The organism is Xanthomonas hortorum, from assembly GCF_040279205.1.
GTDB classification, from domain to species: domain Bacteria; phylum Pseudomonadota; class Gammaproteobacteria; order Xanthomonadales; family Xanthomonadaceae; genus Xanthomonas; species Xanthomonas hortorum_F.
Map to the genome: position 1 here is coordinate 1 of NZ_JBEOLS010000129.1, position 1,062 is coordinate 1,062.

The following is a 1,062-nucleotide window of genomic DNA, read 5'->3' on the forward strand; positions in this document are numbered from 1 at the left end:
GGGTAAACGCAAGCAGACCCGGCGCGAGATCTTTCTGGCCGAGATGGAGCAGGTGGTTCCGTGGCAGCAACTGCTCGGGCTGATCGCACCGCACTATCCGGTGTCGGGGCGGCCAGGTCGGCAGCCGTACGCACTGGCGACGATGTTGCGGATTCATCTGCTGCAGCAATGGTATGCGTTGAGCGATCCGGCGATGGAAGAAGCGCTGCATGAGATTCCGACCTTGCGGCGCTTTGCCCAGCTCGGTGGCTTGGACGACATTCCTGACGAGACCACGATTCTCAACTTTCGGCGCCTGCTGGAGACCCACGGCCTTGCCGCACGGATGCTGGAAGCCGTCAACGCGCATCTGGCGCGCAAGGGCCAGAGCTTGCGCTCCGGCACGATCGTCGATGCGACGCTGATCGCTGCGCCCAGCTCGACCAAGAATGCCGATCACGCGCGCGATCCTGAGATGCATCAGACCAGGAAGGGCAATCAGTGGTATTTCGGGATGAAGGCGCACATCGGTGTGGATGAATTTTCCGGGCTGGTGCACCACGTCCATTGCACAGCGGCCAATGTCGCCGATGTCACGGTGACACACACGTTGCTGCATGGAAAAGAAGACAGCGTGTTCGGCGACAGCGGCTACACCGGCGCGGACAAACGCGACGAACTGCAGGACTGCGAAGCTGCATTTTTCATTGCCGCCAAGCCGTCGCGAATTCAGGCTATTGGGAACAAACGCGAGCGTGCTCGGGAAGCACGTTGGGAACACTTCAAAGCCAGTGTGCGTGCAAAGGTGGAACATCCGTTCCGCGTGGTCAAGCGCCAGTTCGGCTACACCAAGGTCCGCTATCGCGGCTTGGCCAAGAACACGGCACAAGTGCTGACGTTGTTTGCGCTGTCCAATCTGTGGATGGTGCGCCGGCAGCTGCTGCCGGCCAGGGGGTAATGCTGCCTGGCGGCAGGAGATGCCGCCAGAAAACGCATGCCTTACGCACTTCAAGCCAACTACACGCCTCATCTCGACAAGGCTGCTTGAACTTCGAAGATACTGACTGGTTGTTCAGATCTTCC

General features: G+C 60.1%; 1 protein-coding gene. It reads left to right on the top strand.

Translation table 11 applies throughout. From position 1 onward, the window contains the following. Positions 1-937 (top strand): IS5 family transposase (locus ABS769_RS22460; protein WP_317063466.1); only part of this gene is annotated, 937 nt, incomplete at its 5' end. Positions 938-1,062 lie beyond the last annotated feature (125 nt).